This window comes from Melittangium boletus DSM 14713 (assembly GCF_002305855.1).
Classification (GTDB): domain Bacteria; phylum Myxococcota; class Myxococcia; order Myxococcales; family Myxococcaceae; genus Cystobacter; species Cystobacter boletus.
This window is the reverse complement of the sequence record NZ_CP022163.1, coordinates 2,518,577-2,545,071: the sequence shown is the minus strand read 5'-3', so window position 1 is coordinate 2,545,071 and position 26,495 is coordinate 2,518,577. Positions and strand designations below refer to the sequence as shown.

Annotated in this window: 19 protein-coding genes; 7 read left to right on the top strand and 12 right to left on the bottom strand. The window is 67.0% G+C overall.

The features are described from left to right. Window positions 1-19: 19 nt before the first annotated feature. The 4 genes from MEBOL_RS10540 to MEBOL_RS10525 form a co-directional block, all read right to left on the bottom strand. Window positions 20-3,328 carry an RCC1 domain-containing protein gene (locus MEBOL_RS10540; RefSeq protein WP_157774864.1) on the bottom strand — a complete coding sequence of 1,103 codons (3,309 nt, stop codon included), beginning with the start codon at window positions 3,326-3,328 and terminating at the stop codon, window positions 20-22. Window positions 3,329-3,406: 78 nt separating this feature from the next. Continuing rightward, the gene (locus MEBOL_RS10535) at window positions 3,407-5,227 is read right to left on the bottom strand and encodes an AMP-dependent synthetase/ligase (protein ID WP_095977298.1); all 1,821 of its coding nucleotides are present in this window, start codon (window positions 5,225-5,227) and stop codon (window positions 3,407-3,409) included. A gap of 96 nt (window positions 5,228-5,323) precedes the next feature. After that, window positions 5,324-5,749: a hypothetical protein gene (locus tag MEBOL_RS10530; protein ID WP_095977297.1), complete on the bottom strand. Its 426-nt coding sequence runs from the start codon at window positions 5,747-5,749 to the stop codon at window positions 5,324-5,326. 28 nt (window positions 5,750-5,777) lie between these two features. Continuing rightward, the gene (locus MEBOL_RS10525) at window positions 5,778-6,458 is read right to left on the bottom strand and encodes a hypothetical protein (RefSeq protein ID WP_245919628.1); all 681 of its coding nucleotides are present in this window, start codon (window positions 6,456-6,458) and stop codon (window positions 5,778-5,780) included. 94 nt (window positions 6,459-6,552) lie between these two features. On the opposite strand from MEBOL_RS10525, the gene MEBOL_RS10520 reads away from it, so the two are divergent. Further along, on the top strand, window positions 6,553-6,801 hold the full coding sequence (locus MEBOL_RS10520) for a hypothetical protein (protein ID WP_095977296.1): 249 nt from the start codon (window positions 6,553-6,555) through the stop codon (window positions 6,799-6,801). A 3-nt stretch (window positions 6,802-6,804) separates the two neighbouring features. Here the strand turns inward: MEBOL_RS10520 and MEBOL_RS10515 are convergent, their stop codons facing one another. After that, window positions 6,805-7,389 carry a GAF domain-containing protein gene (locus MEBOL_RS10515; protein WP_095977295.1) on the bottom strand — a complete coding sequence of 195 codons (585 nt, stop codon included), beginning with the start codon at window positions 7,387-7,389 and terminating at the stop codon, window positions 6,805-6,807. A gap of 362 nt (window positions 7,390-7,751) precedes the next feature. Here MEBOL_RS10515 and MEBOL_RS10510 point away from each other — a divergent pair, with 362 nt between their 5' ends. Beyond that, window positions 7,752-8,921, top strand: a complete 1,170-nt coding sequence (locus MEBOL_RS10510) for a phospholipase D-like domain-containing protein (protein ID WP_245919627.1) — start codon at window positions 7,752-7,754, stop codon at window positions 8,919-8,921. Here MEBOL_RS10510 and MEBOL_RS10505 read toward each other — a convergent pair whose 3' ends face one another. Further along, entirely contained in the window at window positions 8,922-9,587 is a 666-nt protein-coding gene (locus tag MEBOL_RS10505) for an endonuclease III domain-containing protein (RefSeq protein ID WP_095977293.1), read from the bottom strand. It lies immediately after the preceding gene. A 69-nt stretch (window positions 9,588-9,656) separates the two neighbouring features. Continuing rightward, window positions 9,657-10,160, bottom strand: coding sequence for a GNAT family N-acetyltransferase (locus MEBOL_RS10500; RefSeq protein WP_095977292.1), 504 nt, complete (start codon window positions 10,158-10,160; stop codon window positions 9,657-9,659). Between the two features lie 191 nt (window positions 10,161-10,351). Between MEBOL_RS10500 and argC the strand changes: the two genes are divergently transcribed. The 4 genes from argC (at window position 10,352) to MEBOL_RS10480 (ending at window position 18,144) form a co-directional block, all read left to right on the top strand. Continuing rightward, entirely contained in the window at window positions 10,352-11,416 is a 1,065-nt protein-coding gene (argC, locus tag MEBOL_RS10495) for an N-acetyl-gamma-glutamyl-phosphate reductase (RefSeq protein WP_095977291.1), read from the top strand. Next, window positions 11,413-12,261, top strand: coding sequence for an acetylglutamate kinase (gene argB, locus MEBOL_RS10490; RefSeq protein WP_095982698.1), 849 nt, complete (start codon window positions 11,413-11,415; stop codon window positions 12,259-12,261). Before argC ends, argB begins: the two co-directional genes overlap by 4 nt. A gap of 91 nt (window positions 12,262-12,352) precedes the next feature. Then, window positions 12,353-17,755: a ribonuclease E domain-containing protein gene (locus MEBOL_RS10485; protein ID WP_095977290.1), complete on the top strand. Its 5,403-nt coding sequence runs from the start codon at window positions 12,353-12,355 to the stop codon at window positions 17,753-17,755. Between the two features lie 179 nt (window positions 17,756-17,934). After that, window positions 17,935-18,144, top strand: coding sequence for a hypothetical protein (locus MEBOL_RS10480; RefSeq protein ID WP_157774863.1), 210 nt, complete (start codon window positions 17,935-17,937; stop codon window positions 18,142-18,144). A 296-nt stretch (window positions 18,145-18,440) separates the two neighbouring features. Here the strand turns inward: MEBOL_RS10480 and MEBOL_RS41030 are convergent, their stop codons facing one another. The 5 genes from MEBOL_RS41030 to MEBOL_RS10455 form a co-directional block, all read right to left on the bottom strand. Then, the gene (locus MEBOL_RS41030) at window positions 18,441-19,277 is read right to left on the bottom strand and encodes a hypothetical protein (protein WP_157774862.1); all 837 of its coding nucleotides are present in this window, start codon (window positions 19,275-19,277) and stop codon (window positions 18,441-18,443) included. After that, window positions 19,277-20,311, bottom strand: coding sequence for an AAA family ATPase (locus tag MEBOL_RS10475; RefSeq protein ID WP_095977288.1), 1,035 nt, complete (start codon window positions 20,309-20,311; stop codon window positions 19,277-19,279). Before MEBOL_RS10475 ends, MEBOL_RS41030 begins: the two co-directional genes overlap by 1 nt. After that, window positions 20,308-21,381, bottom strand: coding sequence for a protein kinase domain-containing protein (locus MEBOL_RS10470; protein ID WP_095977287.1), 1,074 nt, complete (start codon window positions 21,379-21,381; stop codon window positions 20,308-20,310). Before MEBOL_RS10470 ends, MEBOL_RS10475 begins: the two co-directional genes overlap by 4 nt. Window positions 21,382-22,339: 958 nt before the next feature. Continuing rightward, a complete protein-coding gene (locus MEBOL_RS44050) occupies window positions 22,340-23,380 on the bottom strand; it encodes a PP2C family protein-serine/threonine phosphatase (RefSeq protein ID WP_157774861.1) in 1,041 nt (346 codons plus the stop codon). A gap of 453 nt (window positions 23,381-23,833) precedes the next feature. Then, window positions 23,834-24,733 (bottom strand): GNAT family N-acetyltransferase, encoded by a 900-nt coding sequence (locus MEBOL_RS10455; RefSeq protein ID WP_095977284.1) that lies wholly within the window; start codon window positions 24,731-24,733, stop codon window positions 23,834-23,836. 23 nt (window positions 24,734-24,756) lie between these two features. On the opposite strand from MEBOL_RS10455, the gene MEBOL_RS10450 reads away from it, so the two are divergent. Further along, the gene (locus MEBOL_RS10450) at window positions 24,757-26,427 is read left to right on the top strand and encodes a hypothetical protein (protein WP_095977283.1); all 1,671 of its coding nucleotides are present in this window, start codon (window positions 24,757-24,759) and stop codon (window positions 26,425-26,427) included. Window positions 26,428-26,495 lie beyond the last annotated feature (68 nt).

Below are 26,495 nucleotides of genomic sequence, written 5' to 3'. Positions count from 1 at the left end.
CGGGCCCTCTCTGCTTTCCTCAGGGCAGCGCGATGGCGATGGGAGAAGGCTGCTCGGCATCCACGCCGAGCTGTCCCCCGCCGTTGTACCCCCAGGTCCAGGTGGTGCCGTCACTCCGCACGGCCAGTGAGTGGAGCGAGCCGGAGCCGATGGCCACCGCACCGGTGAGCACCCGCACCGGCGTCGAGCGGTTGGTGGTCGACCCCTCGCCGACCTGGCCATGGTGGTTCCAACCCCAGGTCCAGACGCTTCCGTCACCGAGCAGGGCCATGCCGCGCTGCAGCCCCATGGCGATGCTCCGCACGTCCGACAGGCCGGGCACGGGCACGGGGGTGGGGCGAGGGGTGGTGGTGCCGTCGCCGAGTTCTCCGTACAGGTTCGCTCCCCATCCCCACACCGTGCCGTCGGCGCGCAGGGCGAGGGTGCTCCGGCTGAGCGTGGCGAGCTGGACCACGTCCGTGAGGCCCACCACCTGCGCGGGCGTGAAGCGATCGACGGTCGTCCCATCGCCGAGCTGGCCACCGTTGTTTCCGCCCCAGGCCCACACCGTGCCGTCCTCGCGGAGGGCGAAGGACGACGTGCTCCCCGCCGCCACGGCGACCATGCCGGTCAGGCCTTCCACCTGGGCCGGGATGGGATTCGGGGTGTACGTGCTCGTCCCATTGCCGAGCTGGCCATACTGGTTGTGGCCCCAGGTCCATACGGTCCCATCGGCGCGGGCGGCCATGGAGTGGCTGGTGCCCGCGGCCGTGGAGCTCACCTGCGTGAGCCCCACCACCTGGAGCGGCGTGTTCTGGTGGCCGCTCGTCCCGTTTCCCAGGCTCCCGGAATGGTCGTAGCCCCAGGCCCAAAGGGTGCCGTCGTCGCGCCGGGCCAGGGTGTGGTCGCCGCCGACCGAGATCTCCACGATGCCCGAGAGGTTGCTCACGGGGGCGGGTGTGCCGCGGCGGTTGTTCGTCCCATCCCCGAGCCGCCCGTAAGAGCCGTCGCCCCAGGCCCACACGGTGCCGTCGCCCGCCAGGGCCACGGAGTAGGAGTAGCCTCCCCCCACGGCCACCGCGCCCTGGAGGGGGGACACCCTCCCCGGTGTCAGGCGGGCGCCCAGGCCATTGCCAAGCTGGCCGTAGTCGTTGTTGCCCCAGCCCCGGAAGGAGCCATCGGTCCGCACGGCCAGGACGTGGCCCCGGCTGGTCACCAGTCTCGTGACATTCACCAGGCCCGCCACCTGGACGGGAATGGCGGAGGCGGAGAACCCTCCGGTTCCGAGCTGGCCGAATTCGTTACCGCCCCAGGTCCACACGGTGCCGTCGGTGCGCGCGACCGCGGTGGAGTTCACCCCGGCCGCGATGGCCTTGGCTCCCGTGAAGCCCTGCATCTGCACCGGGAGGGCTCCGCTGAGCGGGTTGCCACCGCCGTAGCCCCAGCCCCACACGCCGCCGTCCGCGCGGATCGCCACGGAGTGGTAGGCGCCCGCCGCGATGGCCGTCACGCCCGTGAGGTTGCGCACCTGTACCGGAGACAGGCGATCGATGTTCGTGCCGTCGCCGAGGCCCCCATCTGAGTTGCTGCCCCAGGCCCACACGGTGCCGTCCTGTCGCAGGGCCATCGCATGGGCTCCCCCCGCGGAGATGGCCACCACGCCCGAGAGGGTGGCGACCTGGACGGGCTGAGCGGCACTGAAGCCCGTCCCATTTCCGAGCTGACCCCGCCAGTTGACCCCCCAGCCCCAGACGGTGCCATCCGAGCGCAGGGCCAGGGAGAAATCGGCACCCGCCGCGATGGCGACGGCTTCCGAGAGGTTCGCCACCTTCACCGGCGTGAAGCTGTCGGAGTAGGAACCCCGGCCGAGCTGACCACTCCCGTTGGACCCCCAGGCCCAGACCGTGCCATCCGAGCGCAGGGCCAGGGAGTGGGCGGAGCCCGCCGCGACGGCCGCGACGCCCGTGAGCCCGGGGACCGGCCCGGGTACTCCGCGGTGGAGCGTCGTCCCATCCCCGAGTTGGCCCGCCAGGTTGTTGCCCATGGCCCAGACGGTGCCGTCGGCGCGCACCACCAGGGAATGCTCGTACCCGGCCGCCACGGGAACGGGCTTCAGCGCCAAGGGCTCCTCCGACGGTGGCGGTGGGGTTGTCGGCCACTCCCCCCGCACCCGCCCGGGGACGGTACGGCTGGACGTCGTTCCATCCCCCAACTGCCCGGAGTTGTTCAGCCCCCAGGCCAGGACGTTGCCGTCGGGAAGCTCGGCCAGCGAGTGGGTGTAGCCCGCGGCCACCGCCACCGCGCTTCGGGGGTCCGCCGTCCTCACGGGCAGCGGGCGGCGCGTGGGCGTCCCATCGCCGAGCTGCCCCTGGGAGTTCTCGCCCCAGGCCCACACCGCGCCGTCGAAGTCCACCGCCAGCGAGAACACGTAGCCCGCCGCGACGGCGGCGATCCCCCCCAGGTTCTTCACCTTCACGGGCACGGTGCGGCGCAGCGTCGTCCCGTCCCCCAGCTGGCCCGCGGCGTTGTCACCCCAGGCCGACACGCTGCCGTCCGCGAGGGTGGCCAGGCTGTGGCGATACCCGCCCGCCACCGTGGCCGCGCCCACGAGGCCCACCACCTTCGTGGGGACCTTGCGGGCCAGGGACGAGCCATCTCCGAGCTGGCCATGGTAGTTGTCGCCCCAGGCCCACGCGGTGCCATCGGCGCGCACCGCCAGCGAGTGGTACTGCCCGGCGGCGATGTTCACCACGTCCGTCAGGCCCACCACGGGCACTGGCCTGGAGCGGTAGACGTTCGTCCCATCGCCGAGCTGGCCCGGGCCATTGTGGCCCCAGGCCAGGAGCGTGCCGTCGGAGAGCACCACCAGCGAGTGGCTCTCGCCCGCGGCCACGGCCACCGCGTCCATGATGCCGGACACCCGCACGGGCAGCAGACGCCGGGTACTCGTCCCATCCCCGAGCTGCCCGTAACTGTTGTCGCCCCAGGCCCAGACGGAGCCATCGGAGAGCACCGCCAGCGAGTGCCGGGCGCCGGCCGCCACCGTGACCGCGCCCCAGAGGCCGGACACCTGCCCGGGCGTGGAGCGGGATGCGGTCGACCCGGTGCCCAGCTGCCCGGCGATGTTCTCACCCCAGGCCCAGACGGTGCCGTCCGGAGCCACGTAGAGGGAGTGGCGGTAGCCCGCGGCCAGCCGGGGCGGTGCCGACGGCGAGCCCAGTGGCTGTTCCTGGGGGGCCCGCGCTGGCGTGGGCTCCTCGGGCTTCGAGGGAACGCCGCAACCGGCGGCCAGCGTCACTCCCAGCAGCAACGCCAGCAAGCCCTTCACCGCGCTTGTCTTTTGACTCACCGTGAAATCCCCTGAAAAATGATTTAATGGGAATATCACGTTTTCAGGGGGCGCGTTGTCCCGCCGGGGCCGCCAGCGCTAGTCGCCGCCGCCCTTGGCGAAGAGGGCCTCGATGACCGGGGCATAGTGCTCGCTGACGACGTGGCGCCGCACCTTGAGGGACGGCGTCAGCTCGTTGCGATCGATGGTGAAGTCGTTGGCGAGGATGGCGAACTTGCGGATGGACTCCGCTCGCGACACGGAGCGGTTGGCGCCCTCGATGGCCTGCTCCACCTCGGCGCGCAGCGTGGGGTCCTCCGTCAGGGACTCCAGCGTCTGGCCTTCCTTGCCGTTCTTCTTGCTCCAGTGCTTGAAGGCGCCCGCGTCGATCGTGACGAGCGCCGCCACGAACGGCTTGCCCTCGCCCACCACCATGGCCTGGCTGACGAGCGGGTGCTCGCGGATGCGATCCTCCAGGGGCCCGGGCGCCACGTTCTTGCCCGCGGCGGTGACGAGGATTTCCTTCTTGCGGCCGGTGATGCGCAGGAAGCCCTGGGCATCCAGGCTCCCGAGGTCCCCCGTCTTGAGCCACCCGTCCTCGGTGAAGGCGCCCTTCGTGGCCGCCTCGTTGTGCCAGTAGCCGCGCAGCACCTGGGGCCCCTTGGCGAGGATTTCCCCGTCATCGGCGATGCGCACCGTGGTGCCCGCCACCGGCTGGCCCACCGTGCCGATCCGGTTGGCGTGATCGGCGTTGACGGCGAGCACCGGGCTCGTCTCGGTCATGCCGTAGCCCTCGAGCACCTTCACGCCCACGCCATTGTAGAAGTGGTTGAGCCGCTCCTGCAGGGGCCCGCCTCCCGAGACGAGGAAGCGCAACTGGCCGCCGAGGATGTCGCGCAGCGTGCGGTACACGAGCCGGTCGAACACGGCGTGCTGGAGGCGCGTGAACAGTCCGACACCGCCCGCGGCGCGCTCGCGCGAGTAGCGCACGGCCGTCTCGGTGGCCAGGTCGAAGACGCGCTCCCGGCCGGCCTGCTCGGCCTTCTGCCGCGCCGTCTGGAAGACCTTCTCCAGCACGCGGGGCACGGTGCCGAACCACGTGGGCCGCACCAGGGACAGCTCCTCCACGAGCTTGCTCGCGCTGGTGGCGAAGGCGATGGACATGCCGCGCTCGACGGACGCGAGGAAGAGGATCTTCGCCAGCGCGTGGGCGAGCGGCAGGAAGAGCAGGGTGCGATCCTCGGCGGTGAACGCCTTGCCCACGTGCTCGATCACCTGCAGCGAGTTGGCCCGGATGTTTCCGTGCGTGAGCTCGCAGCCCCGGGGCCGTCCGGTGGTGCCCGAGGTATAGATGAGGGTGGCCAGCACGCCAGTGTTGAGTCCCGCCAGACGCTCCTCCAGCCGCGCCTCGTCCACCGCGTCGCCGAGCTGTTGCAGGTGCTCGAGCGCCGCCTTGTCGATGACGAAGGTGTGCTTGCAGTCCGGCAGCCGCTCCTGGGACTGGCGGTAGAGGGCGTGCAGGGCGTCCGTCTCGAAGAAGGCGACCCCCGCGCCGCTGTCCTGGAGGATCCACTCCACCTGATCCGCGGACGAGGTCTCGTAGATGGGGACGGTGGTGGCGCCGGTGGCGAGGATGGCGAAGTCGAGCAGGGCCCACTCCACGCGCGTCTTGGACATCAACGCCACGCGCTGGCCGGGCTCCACGCCGAGCGAGATGAGCCCACGGGCCACGCGGCGCACCGTGCGCACGACCTCGGCGACGGTCAGGGGCTCGAAACGCTCGCCCACGCGGCGCGAGAACAGCACCTTGTCCGGGCTCTTGCGGGCGTGCTCGAGGAGGGGCTGGAGCAGGTGGGCGTCTGGCGGGAGCGAGAGCTGTCCCTGTCCCACGAATTCCTTGATTTGCGCGATGTCACTCATGGGCGGCGGAACCTACTACGGCCCTCCATCGCCGTTGTCCCGATAATGCCGCTGAGCGTCATCACGCCCTACGGGGCGCACTAATGGAGGTGATTTCTACCGCCGCGCGAGGATGCGGCCCTGTCCATCGATGGCGTACTCGGCGCCCGCGTCGGGCACGGCGAAGCCCGGGGCGCAGGTGGAGAGATCCGGAGAGAACAGCACGAAGAAGAGATCGTCCCGGGCGCGCATGACCACCGTCCGGTAGTTCTCCCACCGGGCGAGACATTGGAACTCGGGCCCCTCTTGCTCCTCGGCCCGGACTGAAGGGGGAAGGTAGTCGTTCATGGCCACGGACAGGGCCTTCATCATGGCCCCATCGAGGCGGACGCCTTCTTCGTAGGTGTCGGGGAACTTGATTCCGGCGGCGGCCTCGGGAGGCGCCATCTCGGGCTTCCGGTGCTTGTAATAACCGAAGTGGCCGAGCAGCGAACAACCCGGCGTGAGGCTCATGCAGAGGAGCAGGAGGGGCAAGCGCTTCATAATCAGTTCCTCTCCAAGGATGCGTCACTCACGGAAGCCAGTCCTTGCCTTCGTACATCCGGATGTAGCCCAGATCGTCGTAGACCTCGCCGATGGGAATCCATTTGCCTTGGCGTAGAGCCGAAACGATGCGGGTGGAATTGTTGTAGATGTATGTCCTGCACTCGCCCGTCTTCTCCCGGAAGAAGACCATGAGCTGGTGATCCCAGACCTTTCCCGTTTCCGTGTCGAAAAACCTCACGGGCCGCCAATGAGAAGCGGCGCTCAGGTCTCTCGGAGAAAAGCCCCGGCTGTTCGGATGCGTGTGGGCTCCTCCGAGCAAAAGGGTCTTCGCGTGCGCTGGATCATTGAGGCGGGTTGGCAGGGAGCAGGTCTTGACCACCGGATCCAGGTTGCCGCGGATGTCGGACAGATAGCTGAGGTAGTACGAACCTTCCTCCGCGGACCGGTAGAACAGGGCGCAGTACTCGAATCCATGGGCGCCATGGGTTGCGCCAGGCTGACCGGTCATCAAGTCGCATGAGCGCTCGGCCAGCTCCTCGAGCGAGTCATAGGGGCCCGCGAGAGGTCCATCCACTTGGATGTGCCCATCTGGCAGTCGGCGGGCCCGGACGTTGGGATTCGCATCCGCGCAGCCCAGGAGTTCCAGGCTCATCGTCAGCAGGACAATCCAGCGAGTTTTCGCGGCGCGAAGGTGCGGAGGGTTCATCCCGGATTCCTCATGAGGCGCATCATGAGCGCGCGCGCACTTCGCCGTCAAACACGGGACTGGCGCGCACCGGGACTCGCGGTAGTTTCAGGCTGTGAACTCGGACATCGTCATCTTGGTCGTGGGCGCGGGGTTGATCCTCGGGTTCTTCTATTGGTTCCTGTCTCGAACCGAGGCCAGCCGCCTGCGCGACCAGTACTTCCTTCACATCCATCTGCCTCGCGCCGAGGCCGAGGCCTCGCTCGCCCGGCACATGGCGCGTGCCCAGGAGCGCCACCCCGGCAAGTCCGAGGCGTGGTACCTGCGCCAGATCCTCGCCGATCTGCGGCGCGACCGGCGCTGAGCCTCAGCGCGTTCCCGTCGCGCAGCGCTCCATCATCGTCCGCAGATCCTGCCGCGTCTGGGCCATCGCCTCGCGCCGCATGTCCTGGCGCAGCGCATTGGACAGCGAGCGCGACAGCGTCTTGATCACCGTCAGCTCCGCGGGCACCCAGCGCCGCTCGTTCTTGCAGTCATCGATGCGCAGGAAGCCCCACCACGTGCCGTTGACGGTGCCCACGTTGATGGGGCTGAGCAGCACCGACTGCACGCCCTGCGCCTCCAGGTTCACGTTCAGCGAGCCCGGGATGTGGCGCGCCAGCTCCCAGATGGGCTGCCCGCGCGAGAGCACTTCCACCCAGCGGGGCATCTGATCCTGCAGCGGAAAGACGCTCAGCAGGGGCGGCATCGCCACCGAGCCCCAGCCGTGCCGCAAGGGCGCCAGCCGCTTGCCGGGCATCGTCTCGGTGCTGTTCGCGTACACGAGCATCCGGTCCACGCCGAGCGCCCGGCCCACCATCTCCAGCGCCGAGGTCACCGCCGGGCCCGAAAAACCTTGCTCCACCAACAACTTGGAGGCCTCGGTCACCTTCGCGAACGCTTCGACGGACATGGTTCTCTCCGGAGTGAAGGGGACCTCGGTACGATGGTGCCCCCCGAGATGCCGTTTGGTTGACAGCGACAACCCGGATTAAACGGTAAAAATGCCATTGATGTCAATGAGGGCATGATTTTCTTGCTCTACGGAAAATCAAGTTCACCGAGGGAGCGTTTCGCTGGAAGGGGGTCCGCGTTCAGGGGGCGATCGCCCGCGGGTGCACGCTCCGTGTCAGGAGGGCTTCCCGTGGCGGTCGGCGTTCATACCTTTCCCCGGCCATGGAATCTTCTTCATCGATTTTCGACACCTCCCCGTCCGCGCTGGTGCGTTGGGAAGAACCCAATACGGAGAACGATCACAACGAGATGCGGGGGCCCATGGCCCTGCCTCCGGGGTTCCAGGCCTTCAGCCACGCGCTCTACCAATCCACGTGCTTGAGGCCCCAGCCAGGGCACCGGGTGGACCTGGTCAACAACGGGCTGGTGTTCGATCAGATCTGCGACGCCATCCGCCAGGCGAAGGAGTCGGTGCACATCGTCGTCTTCATCTGGCGCAAGTGCGAGCCGTCGGATCGCATCGTGGAGGCGCTGCTGGAGCGGGCGAAGGAGGGCGTGTCGTGCCGCGTGGTGGTGGACCCCTGGGGCAGCGAGGTGGACAACTTCGGCCCCACGGTGGAGCAGCGGCTGCGCCAGGGAGGGGTCGAGGTGCACTACTTCCGGCCCCTGTCGGAGCGGTGGCTCGGGCGCATCTTCGGGCGCACCCACCACAAGCTCGTCATCGTCGACGGCAAGGTGGGCTTCACCGGGGGCTTCGGCATCTGGAAGTCGTGGCAGGGCGATGGGTTGTGCCCGACGGAGTGGCGCGACACCAACGTGCGGGTGGAGGGCCCCGCGGTGCACGACATGCAGCTCGCCTTCGCGCGCATGTGGCAGGAGTGCGGTGGCGCGCTCCTCCCGGAGAGCTGCTTCCCCGTGCTGCCACCCCGGGGCTGCGCGCACGCGGGCTTCATCGAGAGCGCGGGCGTGTCCGGCATCTCCGACGCCGAGCGCATGCTGCGCATGGTGTTCGCCGCGGCGCGCGAGCGCCTGTGGATCTCCAACGCCTACTTCACGCCGCCCAAGGCCATCCTGGAGCAGCTCCTGGAGAAGCGGAAGCAGGGCGTGGACGTGCGGGTGCTCGCGGCGGGCCCGGTGCATGACTGGCGGATCGTCCGGGCCTCGCAGCGCGCCACGTACGAGAAGCTGCTCAAGGGCGGCATCCGCATCTGGGAGTATCAGCCCTCCATGCTGCACTCGAAGACGGTGCTCGTGGACGACTGGCTGGGCGTGGTGGGCTCCACGAACCTGGACGCGCTGTCGCTGCACCGCATGCGCGAGGGCTCCCTGGTGGTGGCCGATCGCCATCTGGCCTCGGGGCTCGAGGCGGGCTGGCACCAGGACATGAACTGCGCCAAGGAGATCACGCTCGGCAAGGGCGGCCGGGGCCGCACCAACCCCTGGCGGCGCTTCGCGCGGCGGGTGACGCAGTTGCTCGCGCTGGATCGTTAGTCATACCCCCACGCGCGGGCACATGGAGCGCACCGGGCACGTGGCGCACTTCGGCCGCGTGCCCGTGCAGATGTGCTTGCCGAAGGGCACCAGTAGCCGGTTGAGCTCCACCCAGTGCGCCCGAGGCAGCTTCGCCTCGAGCGCGGCCAGGGTGCGCTCGGGCGTGCGTGCCTGGACGTAGCCCCAGCGGTTGGTGACGCGGTGCACGTGGATGTCCACGCTGATGGACTCCTGCCCGCACGCGATGCCGAGCGCCAGGTGGGCGCACTTGGGCCCCACGCCGTGGAAGGAGCGCAACACCTCCGCGTCACAGGGCAGGTCGCCGCCGAACTCCTCCACCGTGCGCTCCGCGAGCGCGTGCAGCGTGCGCGCCTTGGGCTCGGGGAAGGTCACCGGGCGGATGAGGGATTCAATCCTCTCGCGGCCCAACCGGCGCATCGCCTCGGGGGTGGAGGCCTGGGCGAGCAGCCGCAGCGCCACGGGCAGGGACACCTCGTCCCGCGTGCGGATGGACAAGAGGCAGCCCACCAGTTGCTCGAAGAGGCTCGCGTGGCCGCGCTCCGCCAGCTCGAACATGGCCGCGGCCGCGTACCCCCGGATGGCCGCGCGCACTCGCTCCAGCGCCGTCTCGATGTCGAAAGGCTCCCAGGGGCCCGGCCCTTCCATGCATCACCTTCCTCTCTTCCGGGAAGGATGGTGACTCCGGGCGTCAGGTGGAAGAGGTGACCCTCGCGGTCATCCGCCCGTGCCCAGCTCGAGCGTGTACCAGCGGTCACACCCGAAGTGACCCGTGGCGCCCAGGGGCGCGGACAGCGGTTGGAAGCCCAGGCGCCGGTAGAGCGTCTGCGCCTGGGTCATGCCCGCCAGGGTCTCCAGGTAGCACGTGCGGTAGCCCGCCTCCCGGGCGAAGGCCAGACACTGGCGCAGCATCCGCTCGCCCAGGCCGTGTCCGCGCGCCTCGGGCCGGAAATACATCTTGCGCAGCTCGCAGATGCGCGGATCGCCGCCCTCCAGCGGGGCGATTCCCCCGCCGCCCATCACCCGGTCCGCTTCGTCCACCACCACCCAGTAGGCCCGGCCGGCAACCGCATAGGCCGCGGTCAGACCATCCACCTCCACGTCGTGGAGGGCGAAGCCCGGACCATCCGCCCCGAACTCGGGCATGACCGAGCGGATGACGGCCGCCATCGCACCATCGTCCCGGGTCTCGATGGGACGGATTCTCCATGCTGTGCTCATGAGCGGGCACGCTTCCACAGCCTCCGTTCAGAGGCCAGCGCTCGCGGCGCTCCAGATGCAGTGGTTCGGACGTGAACTATCCCCGAGCCCCCGACCGCCTCCTTGCTCACCGTGTCATCGCGGTGAGGTGGATTCCCCGGCGGGGCGCCTCTATACACCCGCCCGGGAAGTCCCACTCGGAGACATCGCACATGGCCAACAAGGTCAAGGCAGTTCTCATCGGGGGTACCGGCTACGGCGGGTCGGAGATCCTCCGCCGGCTCCTCTTCCACCCCCACGTGGAGGTGGTTCGCATCACCTCGGTGGACAACATCGGCAAGAAGGTGGGCGACGTCCATTTCAACCTGGCGGGCCTCACGGACCTGTCCTTCCAGGAGCTGCCCCCCGTGCAGGCCGTGGCGGGCGCGGACGTGGCCTTCCTGGCCATGCCCCACAAGACCACCGCGAAGGTGGTGATGGAACTGCTCGCCTCGGGCGTGCGCATCGTGGACCTGTCGGGAGACTTCCGCCTGCGCGACGCGGCCGCGTACGCGAAGTACTACGGCGTGGAGCACCCGGCGCCGCACATGCTCACCGAGGGTTCCTTCACCTACGGCCTGCCCGAGCTCAACCGCGAGGCCATCCGCCAGGCGCGCTACATCGCGAGCCCCGGCTGCTTCGCCACCACCATCGCGCTGGGCCTGTTGCCGCTCGCGCGCGCGGGTCTGCTCTCCGGCCCCATCCACACGGTGGCGGCCACGGGCTCGTCGGGCAGCGGCGCCAATCCGCAAATCACCACGCACCACCCGCTGCGCGCGTCCAACCTGCGCACCTACAAGCCGCTGGAGCACCAGCACATCCCGGAAATCCTCCAGACGCTGCGCGCCGCGGGGGCGAACGAGGACACGTCCCTGGAGTTCGTGCCGGTGTCGGCGCCGCTGCCGCGCGGCATCTTCGCCACGTCCTTCGCCGAGGTGCCGGCCGCCACCACCCAGGAACAGCTCAACGCGGCGTGGAAGAGCGCCTACGCGAACGAGCCCTTCATCCGCATCATCGGTGGAGGCCGTCAGCCCGAGGTGGTGGGCGTGGCGGGCAGCAACTACGTGGAGGTGGGCTTCACGCTGGGGCCAGTGACGGGCGCCACGCGGCGCGTGGTGTGCTTCTCGGCGCTCGACAACCTGGTGAAGGGCGGCGCGGGCCAGTCCATCCAGAGCTTCAACCTGATGATGGGCTGGGACGAGCGCCTGACGCTCGCCGAGCCGGGACTGTGGCCGTGAGCGGACTGGCGGACTTCCGGGGGCGTTGGTTCGTGGTGAAGATTGGCGGCGAGCTGGCGCAGGACCGGCCGAGGCTCGCCGCGAGCGTGGGCGCCGCCGTGCGGGCCTTCCGTGACGCGGGCATCCGCGTGGCCGTCATCCATGGCGGTGGGCCCCAGGCCACCGAGCTGCAGAAGAAGCTCGGTCTGCAACCGAGGATGGTGGCCGGGCGGCGCTACACGGACGAGGCCACGCTCGAGGTGATGAAGATGTCGCTCGCGGGCCAGGTGTCCGTGGACGTGGCGGCGGCCTTCCGGCTCGCGGGAGTGCCCGCGCTGTGCACCACGGGCATGTCCGCGGGGCTCATCCAGGCGCGGCGCCGTCCGCCCAAGGTGATGAGCGGCGCGGGGCCGGAGCCGGTGGACCTGGGCCTGGTGGGTGACGTGGTGGGCGTGGACACGGACATGTTCGGGCGCATCGCGGACGCGGGGCTGGTGCCCGTGCTCGGCTCGCTCGCGGGCGATGACCAGGGCCAGGCCTTCAACATCAACGCGGACACGGTGGCCACGCGCGTGGCGGCGAAGCTGGGCGCGGCCAAGCTCTTCCTGGTGTCCAACGTGCCCGGCGTGCTCGCGAACAAGGATGACGCCTCCACGCGGCTGCCCACGCTCACGCCCATCCAGGCGCGCGAGAAGATCGCCAATGGGGTCATCCAGGGCGGGATGATTCCCAAGGTGGAGGAGAGCCTGGAGATGCTGGAGGAAGGCATCGAGGCCATCCACATCGTCGGGCTGTCGCCGCCGGACGCGCTCCTGCACGAGGCCGAGCGGCCAGGCAGCCACGGTACGGCCTTCCTGCGAGGGTAGGGGAGGGGGCGTGCGTTCGTGTGGGTGCGTGCGGTAGTCTGCGCACGCGCCCTGATTCCGAGGGGCGCGTCATCGAAGGGGTTGTCCCGTCATGTATTGCGCGTCCTGTCGGCAGGAGCGGCTGGGTGGCCAGCTCTGCGCGGCGTGCGGCGAAGCCATGGAGTCGCGCGATCGCGACACCCTGGAACAAGAAATCGCCCATATCGACTTCCTGCTCGAGGAACTCGAGCACTGGGACTCCTCGGCCGTTCCCCAGGGAGCCCGCAACTACCTGGTTCAACGCTATGAGCGGCAATGCCGCATCCTGCGCCTGGTGATCGCGGAGACCCGGCCCCAGGCCGTGGCCCCGGCGCCCGTCGTGGAAGCGCCAGCCCCCGCCCCCGTCCCGGTGTCCGTCCCGCTCGTCGAGGAGGTCAAGCCCGAGCCCGAGCCCATGAGGGCGGAGGCCCCTGTCGCCGAGACGCCGGAAGAGAAAGCGCCGGAGGTGGATGCGCCGGAAGAGGACGTGCGGGAGGAGGCGGAGTCCTTCTCCTACGCGGACTTCCGGGCGGAGGAGGCTCGGGAGGCGAAGCGGGAGGCGCGGGACTTCTTGCCGCCCGTGACCACCGAGCCCCTGTTCGAGGCTCCGGTCCGCCGCACCAACGCCGCGCGCCTCGTGGAGGAGGTGTCCACCTGGGACACCGTCTGGAAGCCCTTCCTCTACGAGAGCATCGGCTGGTTCATTGGCGCCTTCCTCATCGTCGCGGGCTCGCTCTACCTGGCCTTCGATAGCTGGGCCGGGCTCACGTCCTTCTCCCGCTCCCTGGTCGTCTTCGGGATGACCGCGGGCTACTCCGCCGCCTTCTCCGTCTGTGGCGCGCTGCTGTGCCGCCGCGACACGCTCGCCAGCGCGGGGCGCATCCTCGGGCTCATTGGCGCCGCCGTGGCGCCCTTCGCGGGGCTCGCCCTGGGGCCGGTGGGAGGCCTGGGTCTCGATGGCATCTCGCCCGTGTTGCTCGTGCCTTTGTTGCTCGGCTGGGCCTTCGCCTCCGCGACGCTCGTGCGCAAGCCCGCGGAGGCCTTCGACGCGCCCTCGCGGCCCCTCCTGCAAGGCGCGCTGGTGGGCACCACGCTGATGATGGGGCTCGCGCCACTCGCCGCGCGGATGGGTGGCTTCGCCTTCTGGCTCGACGTCCTGCCGTGTGTCTTCTTCTTCGTTCTCGCGCGCCAGTCCGCTGGCGAGGACCGGGACGGTAAGGCTCTCGCCTTCGTGCTCGGGGCGCCTGCCTACCTGTTGCTGCTCTTCGTGGTGCGGTTGCACCTGGCGCTCGGGGTCGAGGGCGCGTCTCCGGCCCTGGGCAGCTACGCGCCCTTCCTCGCCTTCCTGCTCGCCACCTGTCTGCGCTTCCGCGAGCTGGATGCCGAGGAGTCGGCGGATTCATTGTCCGTGGGGGTCGCCGCCCTCCAGGTGGGGTGCGTGGTGGCGGCGGCCACGGGTTCGCCTCCGGCCTTCTTCCTCACCGCGGCCACCTTCGTCTGGACCGTGTTCGGGCTCTCCCAGGGGGCTCCAGGCCGGCTGCCCTGGCTGTATGCCGTCTACGCGGGCGTCTACCTCGCCTACACCTCCGTGGACCAGTTGCTGCCCGGTGGCGTGCGTGACTCGCTCGACGCGTTCCGGGCCTCCTGGTTCGACGGGGCGTCCGGGATGCAGGTGCGTGCCTTCTCGGCCCTGCCCTTCGTCGTGGCGGGCACTGTCGGCGCCGGGTGGTTGTTGTCCCGCGACTCGGAAGACGACGAGGCGCGCGCGGAGATCCTCCTGCGCTCCACCGCCATCGCCAGTCCGCTCTTCGTCCTCGCGAGCCACGTGGGGACGAACCTGTACCCCGCTTTCTGGTGCACGCTCGCGCTGATGGTGCTGTGCGTGGCCAGCGGCTGGCGCTTCGAGCGCCTGTACCTGTCCCTCGTCGGCGCTGGAATCAGCGCCCTGCTCGCGTTCTCCGCGCCGGCGCTGTTCGGTCCCGCCGTGGGAGCGGTGGTGTGTGGTGGGATCGCGCTCGGGTTCGCCTGGCTGCCCCGGCGGTCCGCGCCCCGTGCGGGAACGGGATTCCACGTCGTGGCTGGCTGGCTGTCGTCGGCGGGCTTCTTCTTCTCGCTGCAGGGGGGGACCCATGCGGCGGCGCTGGTGGGCATGGGCCTGTCGGGGGCGGCCATGTTGCTCGTGGCCTGGAACCTCGCCAACCCGTACCTGCTCGCCGTCGCGGCCTGTGGGGCCGCGGCCGTGGTGCCCAAGCTCGCGAGCTTCGCGGGCCCCGAGTGGGTGCCTCCGGCGCTGGCCCTCGCCGCCTGCGGGCTCTCGGTGTTGAGTGGGCGCGCGGAGCGCTTGCGAATGCTCGCGGGGTCGGGGGTGAGCTACGCGCTCCTGGCGTTTATCTGGGGGGTGGCCGGTCAGGTACCCTGGTTCGGGGTCACCGTGCTCCTGGCGGCCGCCGCCGTGGGCGTGGCGTCGATGCGCCTGCCCGACGTGCGCCCGCTCGCGGTCATCCTGGGCGGTGTCGCGCTGCTGTCCCGCGTGGGCTTCCTGCACGCCTGGCCCTGGATGACGCCGGGGCTGTCCATGGCCCTGTTCGTCCTGTGGTCCCTGGGGGCCTCGGTCATCGCCGCGCGCCGGGGCCGTGACGCGAGCACGTTCACCGCCGGAGTCGTGGCGCTCGTCTATCCAGTGGCCGTCGCGTTCTCCGCGTCCCGTTCACAGCCCTATCCGCTCGCGCTGGGCGGGATGCTCGCGGCCCTGTTCACCGCGCGCTCGCTGCATCCGTCCTTGGCCGTGGTGTGCGCGTCCCTCTGGACGGCCATGCTGTTGGGGAAGGGGTTCCGCGCTCCTCACGCGCTGGGCGTGGCCACGATCCTGAGTCTGATCGCGCTCCTGGAGTCGAACCGCACGGCCTCGCGTGTCCTCGCGGGGGGGCGCCGCTTCGCGCTCGCGGCGACCCTGTGCGCCATGCCGTTCCTGTTGGTGGCCTGTGTGTTGGCCAATCGGGTCCTGGCGCCCCTGGTTCTCGTGGGCACGGTGGTTCTGCCCTGGGTCTGGACGCGGGCCAACCGCGAGCCGTTCTTCGCCGCGCTCTCTCCGCTGTGGGTGCTCCTCCTGCTCGGAGACGAGCCCCGACTCAAGGGGATTGGCTCCCTGCTGCCCTTGTTCATGCTGGGGATGGTGCGTGCCGCGGAGCATCTGCCCGCCGCCCGCCGCCTGCTGCTCGGGAGGGAAGAAGACGCGGTCGTGCATCGGCTCTCCGCTTATATGCAGGGAGCCCTGACGCTGGTGGGCGTCCTCGCGATGTGGATGACGCGGCTCCGCCCCGAGCATCTGGCTCCGCTCGTGTCCGCGCTCGTGCTGCTGCCGGGTCCCCTGCCCTCCGTGCGCGTGGCGCTGAGCGCGGGCCTGTTGTCGCTCCGTCCCGCGTTGCACCCGGTGGGCATCGTCCTGTTGCTCGCGCTCGGCTTCCTCGCGCACCACCTGCCGCTCCGCCTGGCGCGCTTCTTCCGCGCGCCAAGGGATGAGCGTCTGTTGCCGGTGTCGGTGGTGGGCGCGCTGGTGCTCGCCTTGGCGTCGCTGGTGGTCGAGCCCTCGCAGGGCGCCATCCTGGTGCTGTCGGGGGTCCTGCTGGTGGGCACCTTCCTCCTGTCCCAGGGCTGGATGTTGACGGTGTCGTTGCTCACGTTCGCCGGTGCGTCGTTGGGCCGGACGCCGGAGCACGTCTTTCTCGAGTGGCGTCCGGAAGCGGCGCTGGCCTTCGTGGGCGTGGCGCTCGCCTCGGCCGTCCTGTCGGCCCTGTGTCAGCGGGGAAGCGTGCAGCGCGTGCTGAGCCGGCTGGCGGCGCGTGTGTCGCCGGGGCTCGAGTCCACCTGGAGCGAGCCGTTGTGGTTCGCGGGCGCGATCGCCCTGGCGATTCCCGTGGTGCAACACCTGGGCTTCCTGCACTTCGGTGGGATGCCCCTGGGCGTGGCGCTGCTGGGCGGGCTCACGGCGCTGGTATTGATGGTGACGCGCGAGCGGTTGATGGCCAACGTGGCCACGGCGCTGCTGGCGGGGGTGTTGCTCGCGGCGATCCCGCCCCTGTGGTCGCCCGCGGTGCTGAGCGGCACGGGTCTGCTGCTGTGCATGGCGGGCACGTGGCTGGACAAGCGGGACGTGGACGTGGGCGTGGCGCTGCATCACGCGGGCTGGATGATGTCGCTCGCTTCCGTCCTCGGGCTGCGCAGCTTGACGCATCCGGGCACGCCGGCGTGCGTGCTGTTGGGACTCGGCTCGGCGTGGGCGGTGGTGTACCGGCGCCGCGAGCGCGAGTGGGTGGGGTGGCTCGCCTCGCTCGTGGTGCAGCACCTGTTGCTGAGCCACGTGGGCGCGGTGTTCTCCACGGGCAAGGGCGCGGCGCTCATCCTGCCCTTGTTCGGCGCGGGCAGTGCGTTGCTGGCCACGCTGGCCCTGTCCGTCGCGGGCGAGCGCGTGCGCCGGAGCGTGGGCCATGCCTTCGCCCAGGTGGCGATGGTGGAGATCCTCCTGGGCCTGATGCTGGTGTCCGGTTCTCCGGACTCGGTGCGAGGCGCGCTCATCGCCTGTGTCAGCCTGGCGGTGCTTTTCTTCGCGCTGGTGCGCCGCGCCATCCGCGAGGAGGACGAGACGTCCGCCTTCCTGGCGCAGGGGACGCTGGTGTTCGGCTACCTGTCGGCGCGCCTGCACGCGGTGGCCTCGGGGCTGGGCACGGCGGACAGCCTGGTGGCGCTGGCGGGCGGCGTGCTCTTCTCCGGCCTGTACGTCCTCGCGCAGCGCGAGGGCGCGGGATTGCCCGCCTTCCGCCGTCCGGCGTTGTGGGGGGCCTTCCTCTTCCCCATGGCGGGTCTGCTCACCGCGCCGTGGCACCAGCCGCTGTACGTGGCGGCGCTGCTCGTGGGCCATGCCGCGCACTTCGCCGCGTTGGCCTCGCATCCCTCTCAGCGCGGGGTGGGCTCGCTGGTGTCGGCGGCGGCCTTCAACGCGGCGCTCGTCATGGTGTGGATGGGCACGGGCGCGGGGGATCCTCAATTCTATGTCATTCCCGCGGGCATCTCGTTGCTGGTGCTGTTGTGGGTGTTCCGAGACTCGATGGACCCCGACACCCAGGCGAGGCTGCGCGCCGTGGCCATCACCCTCATCTACGTGGCGGGCTCGTGGAGGGCGGTCGTGTTCCAGGAGGGCCACGCGATGATGGTGTGCGTCTTCGTGTGCGTGGTGGGCGTGGTCGCGGGCGTGGCGCTGCGCATCCGCTCCTACGTCTACCTGGGCAGTGCCTTCCTGGTGACGTGCGTGGTGGCGAACCTGGCGCGCTTCGGCACGAGGGATCACCGCGCGGGCGCGGTCTTCCTCTCTCTGCTCGGCATCGGCGTGGTGGGCTTCATGGTGCTCTTCACCGCGAAGCGCGCCGAGCTGCTGTCGCGCTACGAGCGGGTGCGCGCCATGCTGGACACGTGGGAGGGCTGAGCTTCAGCGGCACTCCGTGAGGCGCCGCTGGAGGACCCGCAGGCTACACCTTGAGCTTGACCCGTTCTAGTGACGCTCTCGCTCACATGGAGGACATAAAATGCGGGAGAGCCACTAAATAAATTGGGGTAGGCTCAGTCACGCCAGTTTTCCACGCACTCGTAGCGAGGAGAGTGCTCGTGAGGACATCCGGGCGTGCGCTGATGATGGACCGCAAAAATCACTACGGCTTCAAGTCGCTGTGCAGCATCGAGGTGGCCGCCTTCTTCTACTCCTTGGTGGAGACGGCTCGCCTGTTTGATGAGGATCTGAGGTATTATCTATTGCGCACCGCACTTGCCGCCACCGAAAACCTCGGTACCGTCACGTTTCCCGCCAGTACCGTCTAGTGGACTGTAAACGAAGTAGGTGGACATAGTCCGAGGGCCTGTGGACGTGCCCTCTCCCCGAGGAAGAGGGCGCATGTGGGACGCGACTACGTCCAATAATTTCGTTTACAGTCCACTAGCGCCGTTGCGCTTCGCCTCAAGGCCCATCTGACTCCTACTCGCCTCGTCCAAACGGGGCTCGGCGAACTATAGCTCGTCCTCACCGTGCGCTCTTCTGCACAGGTCCCCACCGGCAGAAGGCTTGAGCGCCGTGCTGGTATGCTCTCTATAGACGCATTTTGACACCTTCACTCGGATCAGGGCGAAAGGCCAACACGAGTCCTTAGGCTTGAGCGAAGGTTACGCAGTTCGACGGCAATCCTACCATTGTCGACTTGTTTTTGCACCACAGCCTGAAGCAAGTCGATATTCTTCCGCTTCCCGGTACCCTTCGTGTAAACGAACTCAGATACACGATGGAATATCTGCTTTCCGGAAAAATCCACTTTCCATTGCCCGTTTGCTGCTGCCTGCGCAAGGCGAGACTCTTGGTTCTGCAACTCGGTTGTCAGCCACGACGTTTGGGCAAATGCGGGAAGATTAGCAACATGTTTTGTGAACCAATCACTACGCAAGATGCAAGCACTGGCTGAGGCCAGATCGACGACATTTGTGACGTTTGCTGGAAACGACGGAAAGTCTTCGTTCCGTTTATCCCGGACATGGGCTAGCACTGCACAGCAAGCCATCCACCAAGTCATCCCGCGGACGATCTCGTCCAACTTCGCGGTAATCTCCGCCTCACTCCGTCTCCCCGTATTGTACGCACATTCTGCCAACGCTTCTGGATCAAGTGCCAAATTCTCGATCTCAGAGGATTGAAGGATGTATGTGCGGAGATCATTCGACGGGGCAGCCCAACGTGGCGAGTTGCTGCGGCCGAAATCTCGATCAACTACGCCGAAGACATGGGTAATCCCACTTCGCCACGCGTCCTCAACCACAGCTCGGATGGTTTCGTTGCTCCCCCCAACATGAATCGCTACCGGGTCACCTGCCCACGCGGTCGTAAGGGCTACTCGAGTTGCGTCGTCCTCGACCCACACGAACAGCGGCTGAGATCCATACAGTGCGGAAAGGGCAGCAGAACTCATTATTTAGATTCTCCGGAAACATCCGAGCGCCGTGGGTCGTCGGGAGGGAGAAGCAAGAGTCGTTGAAAGGGGAGCGCTTGGTCCCAGGGATACGCTGAGTGCGTGGCGACGACCAGTTGAGCCTCCGGTGCTAGCTTCCGAAGAGTGGGAAGAAGTCGAGCTTGCCATTGTGGATGGAGGTGCAGTTCTGGCTCATCGATGAGCAACATCCCCTGAAAGTCATCAACAATGAGCGAGCCTGCAAGGGTTACCCATTCCAATTCCCCTGAACTGGCCATGTCCAGCGGGCAGACCGGCTGGGCTCCGTAACCAATATCGCGCACTAAAAAGAGATCGAATGGACGTTCGACATCTCCGGTCTCCAGAGCATCGATCCAAGTGTCTGTCTTGTCATGCCAACTACACCAAACCTCATTTAGCCGATTTAGCCACACGGCATCACGCGTCTCCCGATCAGAGAATCCACGCGCGGACCGCTCATCGATTATGCGCTGCTTCAGCCGAAAGAATCGATAACGCTCGTCTTGGGGAATCTCGGAGATGGTTGCAGATGCTCGTACACCACCGAGTTGAAATGGCCCGCGCCATGAAGAGAGGTATTCGACAGGCACGTCTCTCAAGAAGCTCTCGCGGACTGGGTCTTGCAGGGGTTGAATCTGGTTCTCTCGAACTATTTCTAGTCGCCAAGTGGCCAACGAACGTACGATACGCACTTCACAAGGAGCGTAGGCCCCGAGTTCTGTTCCTGGTGCACTAGACACATCGAACGTCAGCGAAAGACTCGCAGTGTCCGGAATTTCTGTGCGCCAATGTCCATTCGCTGTCTCTGCGACGAGCGACTGCCTGATAAGAGACTCCTTTCCCATTGCAAGGAGTATCGCCTCCAAAAGGCTGGTCTTTCCCATCCCGTTTGGTCCTGCGATGACCACCACATCTGTCGGAGTGCCCAAGGGGCTGCGAAATGAGGCATCAAACGGGGCCTGGAAAGCCCTGAATCCCTCGACGTGGATGCCTACAAGCCGGATGCCACTCATTCATCAACCATCGGTATAACGGGGTGGGCGCGTTCACGAGGAGTTCCGTCGTAGGGCTGATACCAAACTCGCTGCCCAACCCTCGGCTTTCGACCCACTACGCTCTCGACGTGGAAAAAAACCGAGCCCCCGTCCCCCTGCGGCCGAATAAATCCAAAGCTGCGACCTGGGTAACCCTCAACGACGCCGATCTTACGGCCGACGATGGGACTATAGCAAAGCCGATCACACAGCGAAACCAACTGTATTGCTGTAGGTCGAGCAGATGGGTCTCGTTGCAAGCACTGCAACAGGATTCCATGGATTTCCCGCCCCAAGTGGCTGAACTGAGGATGGTCCTGAACCGCTTTGGGCATGGCGGGCGCGACCGCCGCCTGGATGCGCGGCACAGCCGCGAATCCTTGACCGAAAGGCAACTCTCCAGATAAGAGTTGGAACACGAGCGCGCCCACTGCCCAGATGTCTGCTGGGAGCATCGGCTTACCTGGAGTGTCGATGACCTCTGGGGCCATATAGGGAAGTGCCCCGATTGCTGTCTTTGATGTCGTAACAGTCCCGGTTTTGACAGCCTCTTCGATTTCCTGCTCGGCCATTCGTGCTACACCGAAGTCCGTGATCTTCAGGCCATCAAATCCCAAGCCGCCCGTGACCATAATGTTCCCCGGCTTCAAGTCTCGATGAACGACACCATGCCGATGCACTGCAGCTAGCCCCCGCGCTAGATGATGCAGCACCCAAGCACACGCATCTGGATCAAAGCAGGAAATCGCCGCCATTACTTCACCCAGGTTTTGCCCGCCAATGAACTCTTCAACAAGGTGCTGACTGACTGTGTCAGCAAGGTAATCGAGCGTTCGCGCTGCGTTCGGATGGTTGACCTTGGCGCTAAGCGTGGCGCTTCGATTAAAGCGCTTGCGCGCAGATTGATTGAAGGGCACCTTCAGTGCTACTTGGCGGTTGAGTATCATGTCCGTCGCCAGAAACACCTCCTGCATACCTCCTTCGGAGATGTAACGAACAACCCTATACCGTTCTCCGACAATGGCTCCGGAGGTGTAAGTGTGTGGCATTAGAACACCACTTCGGGGTGTGAGGCATCAAACGTGATGAAGTGTCGTTCACTCCAAGAACGTATGGGTGCACCAAGCGTCAGGACACACGAGCCCGGCATTGGAGTCGGGGCAACGACTCGAATATTATTCAAATAGACCTCTCCGGTGCTTGCAATTACTGCAAACCCAGTTCCGTCATAGTGGATGGTGGTCTCGGCGATGCTCGGGGTGGGGTGGGTTAACTTCAGGGTCCGACGAGTGGAATTCAGTTCAGCAGAGCGGTTGCGGTAAATAACCACTGCACGGTGTTGATCCCGAAGCAGATAAGCATTGAGCCTTTGATAGAACATAGCTGCAGTGCTCGTTGCAGTCGGTGCTCCGTTCAATAGGTGCTGGAGCACTGGATCTGTCAGCACTGGGGGCTCGCTTCCGTGTTTGGAGAGGTGCTGCACCGCGAATCGTCGCGCGTGCTGCGCTAGTGCGAGTAGGTCGGCTGCTGCGCTGTCTTCCGTGAGTTTAATGGGCTCCCCCGGTCTCGTCTGCCCCGATGTGGGCGGACAAAAAAGGGAGAGGTTGAGCAACCCTTCAGCGTCGAACCGCCAGTTGGCGGTATTCAACGAAGGCGGGCTAAGTTGATACGAATGAAGGGCTTTTACAGCCCCCACCATCTGAAGGAGAACGCGAAGTACCTCCGGTTCTCCCGACGGTGTCCCAGCCTCCCACTCAGACAGGCTCTTACCTTCAAGGTGCTCTTCCACGACTGCCACTATCCCGCCACTCATATCTATAAGGTCGTACACGTCCGCAACGTGCTTGCTCTGGATATTGGCGAGTGTGGCAATCAGAGCGCGTAGGTGGTCCCGTTCAGTTGCGGGCCACCACGGCTTCAACACAATATCGCGGTTTAGGTGTGAGTCATTCGCTCGCTGACTTCCATCTGCGGACGAATTCTTAATGCTGTAACGGGTTGATGTGCTCAATGTTTGTCCCTCTCCGGTACAGCAGGGGTGGGAGGTGGGGCTTGGTCGTCGTCAAACGCCATCGTGACGCTAGGCCGCGGCGCTCGCGCAGCGCGCTGTGGTTCTGATTCGCGACCGGCTGCGGGAACGCGAGGATTGGAGTCTGGTTTGGCTCGCGGCGGGCTCGCACCGTCACGTCTTCGAGATTTTGCCCGCCTCAATGATTCCATCCCTATACTCATTCTGTGATGGATGCCTGGGGTCCAAACATCGAGTACTGTTTCTGCCTGCGCGCTTCCGAATGCTCTGCCAGCGACCGCGGCTAACGCACAGGTAGAATTGTCAGCGCCGCCACACCAAACCGAAAGATGTGTCAATCGATCCACTAGTAGGCGGGCGTCAGTGGAAGCTGCACGAACGAGATGAGGGAGTAGCGGATTGACGTAGTTATGGACTCCGTCAGAGGTAAGAAGAACCCGCGCAACTCTTGAGGGGACCACGCTTACATGGGGAACCAAATCCTGCCCCATGCCAACGAACTGCAGGAGGTTCCCTGGAAGGGTCGGCAGCACATCATCCCGGGTAAGGAGTTGGGTTTCTCCCTCGCGATCGATGCCATAGATGCGGGAGTCGCCGATGTTGACCAGCGATGCTCGCCCGTTACATACGTAAACTGAGGAGAGCGTCGTCCCCTCTTTGCCGCGCCAGCGACGGTAAACGACCTCATTAGCCCGTTCTCCCGCTTTGGCAAGACGAGCATCCATGCTCCGTTCTCCAGTATCGACAAGCGCACCGATAAAAGCGGCTAATGCCGTCGCAGCAGCTTCCGCGCCGGCCTTCCCGCTCCCGATGCCGTCAGCGACGGCCACGGCCCAACACTGCTCGTCTCGTTGAGACCAGCGAGCAACAATCACGCGGTCTTGGTTCTCTTGACGGACCAATCCTGGATGGGTCCGGATGGCGAACCAGTCTCGAACGCTCGCAACAGCATCGCGGTCCGGTGCTGCATTAACGCAGGACACGAGGAAGGCGGAAATGGTGGTGAAGGCTTCACTCATGAAGTTGGGTGTGCGTTCCGCTATACTCTGCTGGTCCTGTTCGTAGGCAGAACATACTGCCTCTTGCGCAATGTAGATGGGCATCGGGTCAGCACGCGACTACGATCTCGCCGTCGTGGGACGCTGTCAAGACTCATAGACGGGATGGGCCTCGATGCGTGTGGGGACAACGGCCAGAACTTGAGAGGTAGAGGAGTGCAGCAGCTAAGGTGCGCAAGAAAAGCAGTCTGCCTCATTCCTCCGGGATAGCGGCTAGGGTACGCATGTGCCCCCAGTGGGTGCGCCAGCCCGGGCACGGTTCTGCAGGGGGCCAGCTCGTTTTCGGAGCTCCTGGTGCAAGTTCTGCGCACTCGGTGCGGTCTCTAGTGGCTGTGGGGAACTGATCCACGCTGACGACTGCTGTCGCGCTACGAGCGGGTGCGCGCCATGCTGGACACGTGGGAGGGCTGAGCTTCAGCGGCGCTCCGTGAGGCGCCGCCGGAAGAGGGGCACGCTCCGGACGATCTGAAAACCGTGGCGCTGGTAGAGCCTCAGCGCCGCGTCGTTGCGCGCGGCGGCCTCCAGTTCGAAGCGAGTGACCCGCTCGGCCCGGAGCAGCTCCAGGGCTCGTCCCAGTGCATGTTCCCCGAGACCGGTGCCTCGCAGCCCGGGCTCCCGGCCCAGGGTCCTCACCTCGCCCGCGAGGCCATCCTCCCGCGCGTGGACGCGCACGGTCGTGAACGCATGGACCTTCCGGTCTTCCACCAGGACGTGGGGCCGGCGCTCGGCGCGTGAAACCGCCTGGGCCATCTCCTCCAATGGAGGAACGAACGCGCCCGGAACGGAGGCGAAGGCCGCCGAGACCACCCGGTGGTAGTCCGGGAGTTGATCCTCCTCGAGTTCCATCCACCGCCAGCCCTGGGGCAAGGGCGCGCGGGGAGCGAGCGGAGGACCCTCCGCCGGGCGCTCCAGGGCGTACAGCGAATAGGCCGGTGCGTAGCCCCTGGCGCGAAGCGGCTCCTCCCAGGACTCGCGCTCCGGTGTCAGGGTGATGTCCAGGGTGCTCAAGGGACCTTGGAGGACGCACGCCTCGGCCCGGTCGAGGAGGTGGTGGAGCGCCTGGGGCGTCACTTCGCGCTCCCGGAGTCCCAGCGGGACGAGGTCCGCGCTGTGGTCCACGCTGGCGCACGTGTCGACGACCGCGGCGACGACCCACCGTCCCCGCTCATCCTCCAAGTCGAGCACGGCCTCCGGTCCACGGACCAGACTGGTGACGATGCGGCGCGCGTCGTCCAGGCTCATCCCCGGGGCGGGGTGTGCTTGGACAAAGGTGGCCACCTCGGCCCAGGATGAAGTCCCGCTGTCGTGATTCATGCCGCGCCTCCCGGGGAAAACCCATGCACCGCTCTCGCTACCCGACGCTTCTGCTCTGCACGGCGCTCGCACTGTCCGCGCAGGCCCAGGACACGACTTCTCAGAAGACCCTCCTGGGCGAGCGTGTCACGCGCGAGGAGTTCGGTGCCTTCCAGAGTCATCTGGCCCGGCTCACCTCGCCCACCGGTGAGTCGGATCCGCCCGACGCCATGTCCAAGGTCTCGCGATGGTACCAGCCCGCCCAGTACATGCGGGGACACGGTCTGGAGCCCGCGAGCAGGGCTCAGCTCCAGAAGGCGCTCGCGCGGACCCGGGAGCTCGTGATGCGCAACGCGTACGAGCAACTGCAACTGGAGGCCTCCTTCGCGCCCCTGTTGAACCTGGAGGGCGTGACGCCCGAGGTGCGCATCCTCTCGCTCAAGGATGGCCAGGGCCGGCCCGTGAGCTTCACGCCCCGCCCGTCCTCGCCCATCGAGGGAGGCCGGTTGCTGTCCTCGCTCGTGCTCGCCCAGGACACGGGGACGAAGGGCTTCCCCACGTGGAGCGGCAGCGCGGAGGTGGTGCTCTCCGTTCCCTCGGGCCACGCGCGGGTGCGGTTCGATGCGAAGGATGCCGGCCAGACGAAGAGCGGCTTCACCTTGCTGGCCTGGGGCGCTCGCGTCCAGCTGCGCTACACCCCCGTGCCCGGACAGGACATCACCTTCCTCGCCCATGCGGACAACGGACTCGCGCTCGCGCCCATCAAGACGTCGAGGCTTCCGCTCGCGGAGTGGGAGCTGGCGAGGAAGGTGTCGACGATGAAGTGGGAGGACGTGCCCGAGCAGGTCGACGCACCCGAGGAGGAAGGGCCGGTGGTGCTCACGTGGGATTACAGCGCTCCTCCGGCGCGTCTGGACGTCTTCGTGCCGGGCAAACCCGTGAAGTACACGGTGAAGATGAAGCTCGTTCCGGCTGCCGAGGACTCGCATCCGGAGCCTCCGGACGAGACCGCTGTCGCACCCCGGTGGTGTGGCCTGGACGCGCCCGCGCTCACCCAGGCCCTTCGCGTCGAGGCCTCACGCGCCCGGGGTGATGCTTTCGGGACTCCCGTGCTCTTCGTGCAGTTGCCCGCATGCGACGAGGGCGCCTTCTCCGAGGTCCAGTTCAACGATGTGAAATTCCTCACCGCGGCGGGTGAAGCGCTCTCGGAGGTGCAACTCCGGGAAGAGGGTTTCCAACACGCCTCGTTCTCCGTTCCGGTGTCTTTCGGCCCCGCCCAGTCGACGTCCTCCACGGATGCCTCGTTCCGGCGGCTCGCGCGCGTGCGCGGTGACGTCCAGGTGCGATGGCCCCGCGTGCGCGTCGTGGAACTCACTCCGGTGGCGTCCAGGTCCGAGGGTGTTCGGGCCACGTTCGCGGGCAAGAAGCTCACGCTGGAGCAGGACATGGCCATGGGCGCCAAGCTCCTCGCGTCCGTGGGCGGCACGCCGGATTGGTTGCGCGAGAACCCCCTGGTCACCGATGCCGAGGGACGGATTTTGCTGGGCGAGCGGGGGCGGACGACGGAGGGCAAGACGTCCACGAAGCAGGAGTACCTTTTCGATGTACCTCCCGTGCGCGTGCGGCTGCTCTACGCGTCCGAGGTGCTTCACGTCACGGTACCCTTCGATGTCACGTTCCCACCGCCGCCCGAGCTTCGGGATTCCATCCATTGATGCGCGTGCGCCATTCTGTTGAGATCCCCGCCGCATCCGGACCCCGTGCTGAACGGTCTGGCTCCTGG

Excerpts from the sequence above, each read along its gene's own strand:
- MEBOL_RS10525 (WP_245919628.1), bottom strand. The coding sequence starts at position 6,458 with ATGAACCCTCCGCACCTTCGCGCCGCGAAAACTCGCTGGATTGTCCTG.
- MEBOL_RS10500 (WP_095977292.1), bottom strand. The coding sequence starts at position 10,160 with ATGAGCACAGCATGGAGAATCCGTCCCATCGAGACCCGGGACGATGGT.
- MEBOL_RS44050 (WP_157774861.1), bottom strand. The coding sequence starts at position 23,380 with ATGAGTGAAGCCTTCACCACCATTTCCGCCTTCCTCGTGTCCTGCGTT.
- MEBOL_RS10455 (WP_095977284.1), bottom strand. The coding sequence starts at position 24,733 with ATGAATCACGACAGCGGGACTTCATCCTGGGCCGAGGTGGCCACCTTT.
- MEBOL_RS10505 (WP_095977293.1), bottom strand. The coding sequence starts at position 9,587 with ATGGAAGGGCCGGGCCCCTGGGAGCCTTTCGACATCGAGACGGCGCTG.
- MEBOL_RS10470 (WP_095977287.1), bottom strand. The coding sequence starts at position 21,381 with ATGCCACACACTTACACCTCCGGAGCCATTGTCGGAGAACGGTATAGG.
- MEBOL_RS41030 (WP_157774862.1), bottom strand. The coding sequence starts at position 19,277 with ATGAGTTCTGCTGCCCTTTCCGCACTGTATGGATCTCAGCCGCTGTTC.
- MEBOL_RS10535 (WP_095977298.1), bottom strand. The coding sequence starts at position 5,227 with ATGAGTGACATCGCGCAAATCAAGGAATTCGTGGGACAGGGACAGCTC.
- MEBOL_RS10450 (WP_095977283.1), top strand. The coding sequence starts at position 24,757 with ATGCACCGCTCTCGCTACCCGACGCTTCTGCTCTGCACGGCGCTCGCA.
- argC (WP_095977291.1), top strand. The coding sequence starts at position 10,352 with ATGGCCAACAAGGTCAAGGCAGTTCTCATCGGGGGTACCGGCTACGGC.
- MEBOL_RS10515 (WP_095977295.1), bottom strand. The coding sequence starts at position 7,389 with ATGTCCGTCGAAGCGTTCGCGAAGGTGACCGAGGCCTCCAAGTTGTTG.
- MEBOL_RS10485 (WP_095977290.1), top strand. The coding sequence starts at position 12,353 with ATGTATTGCGCGTCCTGTCGGCAGGAGCGGCTGGGTGGCCAGCTCTGC.
- MEBOL_RS10510 (WP_245919627.1), top strand. The coding sequence starts at position 7,752 with ATGGCCCTGCCTCCGGGGTTCCAGGCCTTCAGCCACGCGCTCTACCAA.
- MEBOL_RS10530 (WP_095977297.1), bottom strand. The coding sequence starts at position 5,749 with ATGAAGCGCTTGCCCCTCCTGCTCCTCTGCATGAGCCTCACGCCGGGT.
- MEBOL_RS10475 (WP_095977288.1), bottom strand. The coding sequence starts at position 20,311 with ATGAGTGGCATCCGGCTTGTAGGCATCCACGTCGAGGGATTCAGGGCT.